This window comes from Hoeflea sp., assembly GCF_039975035.1.
Lineage (GTDB): Bacteria > Pseudomonadota > Alphaproteobacteria > Rhizobiales > Rhizobiaceae > Hoeflea.
In genome coordinates this window covers 1-2,989 of the sequence record NZ_JBDWHW010000005.1, presented here as the reverse complement: position 1 = coordinate 2,989, position 2,989 = coordinate 1, and the positions used below count along the sequence as shown (strand labels likewise).

At 62.2% G+C, this 2,989-nt stretch carries 4 protein-coding genes and 1 pseudogene; all 5 read right to left on the bottom strand.

Features of this window, described 5'->3' with window-relative positions:
- A pseudogene (locus ABJN75_RS00580) lies at positions 1-402 on the bottom strand (glutamate 5-kinase); the annotation flags it as partial.
- Between the two features lie 2 nt (positions 403-404).
- The gene (gene obgE, locus ABJN75_RS00575) at positions 405-1,454 is read right to left on the bottom strand and encodes a GTPase ObgE (protein WP_348435826.1); all 1,050 of its coding nucleotides are present in this window, start codon (positions 1,452-1,454) and stop codon (positions 405-407) included.
- Positions 1,455-1,698: 244 nt separating this feature from the next.
- Positions 1,699-2,340, bottom strand: a complete 642-nt coding sequence (locus ABJN75_RS00570) for a GNAT family protein (protein WP_348435824.1) — start codon at positions 2,338-2,340, stop codon at positions 1,699-1,701.
- Positions 2,341-2,472: 132 nt separating this feature from the next.
- A complete protein-coding gene (rpmA, locus tag ABJN75_RS00565) occupies positions 2,473-2,742 on the bottom strand; it encodes a 50S ribosomal protein L27 (protein WP_348435822.1) in 270 nt (89 codons plus the stop codon).
- 78 nt (positions 2,743-2,820) lie between these two features.
- Positions 2,821-2,989 (bottom strand): DUF4332 domain-containing protein (locus ABJN75_RS00560; RefSeq protein WP_348435828.1); only part of this gene is annotated, 169 nt, incomplete at its 5' end.

Below are 2,989 nucleotides of genomic sequence, written 5' to 3'. Positions count from 1 at the left end.
GTAGCGCATCAGTTCGGCCATGGTGGCGCGGGCGTTGAGATAGCGTCGCCGCTCCTCGGTGTCGCCAAGTGTGAGCAGGATCTGTCCGGCGACGATGGCGTGGGCGGAGAGGCTCGAAGACCAGGCCCGGGCGAGCGCGATCTGTCCGACGGCGGCGGCCGCCTGGCTTTCCTCAAGCCGCAATGAGCCGCTCGAGAGCCCCAGGACCGTGCGACCCATGGCAATGGCGCCGGAAGACACCACCAGCACCTCGGATCCGGACCGCTTGAGTTCGGCGATATCGGCGCAGAGCGATTCCAGCCACGCGGTCTTCAGGCCGCTGTCGCGGTCGACCAGAAGCGCCGAGCCGATCTTGATGACAATGCGCCTGTGCGCGGATACCGGTTTGCGTGGGGCGGCCATGGTCAGTCTTTCGGGCCCGTCACGCCGCCATTCTTTACCGCCTGGGCTTCCGCATCATCGGCCTTTGCACCAACGATGATGTCGCGCAGGGCGCGCAAGCCGCCGGTCATGCCTTCGCCGGTGATGGCGGAAATTTCGAAAGGCGCACGTCCCGCCGCCTTCTTCAGTGCCCGCACCTTTTCAGCGCGGGCCTCGGCGTCAACCACATCAACCTGGCTGAGCGCAACGATCTCGGACTTCTCCGCAATGCCATGACCATAGGCTTCCAGCTCATGGCGGACGGTGCGGTAGGCCTTGGCGACATCTTCCTCCAGTGCGGAGACCAGATGCAACAGCACTCTTGTGCGCTCGACATGGCCGAGAAACCGGTCGCCAATGCCAACGCCTTCATGAGCGCCCTCGATCAGACCCGGGATATCGGCGAGCACGAATTCGCGGCCATCTATGGTGGCGACACCGAGGTTCGGATGCAGGGTGGTGAAGGGGTAGTTGGCAATTTTCGGCCGCGCGCGGGTAACGGCCGCAAGGAAGGTCGACTTGCCGGCATTGGGCAGGCCGATCAGACCGGCGTCGGCAATCAGCTTGAGACGAAGCCAGACGGTTTTTTCCTGGCCTTCCAGACCCGGATTGGCGTGACGGGGCGCCTGATTGGTGGCGGACTTGAAGTGGGCGTTGCCAAAACCGCCATTGCCGCCAGCGGCAAGCCGGTAGCGTTGGCCGACTTCGGTCAGGTCGCAGATCAGGGTTTCGTTGTCTTCCTCGAAAATCTGAGTTCCGGCCGGCACTTTCATCGTCACGCTGTCGCCGCCCGCACCGGTGCGGTTGCGGCCCATACCGTGGCCGCCGGTCTTGGCCTTGAAATGCTGCTGGAAGCGATAATCGATCAGCGTGTTGAGGCCGTCGACGGCTTCCACCCAAACGTCGCCGCCACGGCCGCCATCGCCGCCATCGGGGCCGCCGAACTCGATGTATTTCTCGCGCCGGAACGAGACGCTGCCGGCGCCGCCGTCACCGGAGCGGATATAAACCTTGGTTTCGTCGAGGAACTTCATCTGGCTTGACCGATTCAGGCTTTGAACATGTTTGCAATACTGCCATCGTCCTGGGAGACATGGAACTATTGCATCAGTTTGTTTATCTGCAATTCCGGACGGAAACCTGGTTCCCGCCCTTGGCGGAATTGCATTGGCCGGTCTGGATTGCGCCACCGGCCTCGGGCGCATCGATAAACGGCTCCGGCCCGGAGGTCAAAGCCTATTGCGATCACCGCGATCGGATGAGGCGCTGTCGCGCCGTTCAAAGCGCGGCCAGCTTGTTGTCCTTCGACCAACCGATCAGCGAAATCCAGGTCTTGCGGTCAAGCCGGAACCATTCGACAGCTGCGCTGGCATTGATCGAGAGAATGTTGATCATGCCGCTGCCCTGGAACTGGAAGCCGCTTTTTTGCAGCACCCGGCGGGAGGCGGGGTTGATCACCCGGCAGCGGGCGTCGATATGGTCGATTTCGCGGGTGCGAAAGGCCATGTCGACCAGCGCATGAACGGCTTGGGTGGCAATGCCGCGGCGCCAGAACGGCTCGCCGATCCAGTAGCCCAGTTCAAGCGATCTTCCGTCATTTCCGGTTTCCAGCGAGCAGCAGCCGAAGAGCTGTCCGGTCTCGGCGTCGGTGATGGCGTAGACGCAATTGCCATTCCCGCGTTTGGCGGATGTGCGCACGAAGGTCTCGGCATCAGCGCGACCATAGGGGTGCGGGATGCGCGACACCATGGTGGCGATGGCCGGATTGTCGGCGAGAATGGCAATTGCGTCGATGTCCTCGGCGTGGGGGGCGCGCAGGACCAGGGTTTCGGTCAGCAGAACCGGGCAATCAAAAGCCGGCGGCCGCTCAAGGCTGCCGACAGGGCAGCAGTCTGGTTCGCTATCGGGGTCGTGTCTCATGGTGGTTCTCCGGTTTTGGACAAAAAGAAAGGGGAGATGGTGTCCCATCTCCCCTGTCCATTTTCCGGTAGTCCGGAGGATGCCTGCAAAGGCCGGGTCGATGAGACACCGGCTTGCAAAATGCGATCCGGCTTATTCCGCTGCTTCGGCTTTCGCCACAACGGATACAAAGGTTCGGCCGTTGGCTGTCTTGCGAAAGTCAACATTGCCCGGCTGCACGGCAAAAATGGTGTGATCCTTGCCAATGCCGACGCCGGTGCCCGGATGCCATTTGGTTCCGCGCTGACGAATGATGATGTTGCCTGAAATCACAGCTTCGCCGCCGAACTTCTTCACGCCGAGACGCTTGGAGTTCGAATCGCGACCGTTACGCGTGGAACCGCCAGCTTTTTTGTGTGCCATGGGTCTGCTCCTGTTCCGCCTACAAAGGCGATTGTCTGTTTGCGGCTGTTGGCCGCCAGGGCCCGAACGGGCGGTTGATTACTTCGCGAGTGCCTTGGCCTGGTCGCGCCAGTCCGAGATCTGGTCGGCGCTGAACGGCATGGCTTCGTCGATGCGGGCGATGTCCTTGTCGCTCAGCTTGGCGATCTGGGCAAAGGTGGTGATGCCCTGCTCGTTGAGCTGACCGGCTGCGACCGGGCCAATGCCC

Coding starts and splice junctions, on each gene's coding strand:
- ABJN75_RS00570 (WP_348435824.1), bottom strand. CDS start 2,340: ATGAGACACGACCCCGATAGCGAACCAGACTGCTGCCCTGTCGGCAGC.
- obgE (WP_348435826.1), bottom strand. CDS start 1,454: ATGAAGTTCCTCGACGAAACCAAGGTTTATATCCGCTCCGGTGACGGC.
- rpmA (WP_348435822.1), bottom strand. CDS start 2,742: ATGGCACACAAAAAAGCTGGCGGTTCCACGCGTAACGGTCGCGATTCG.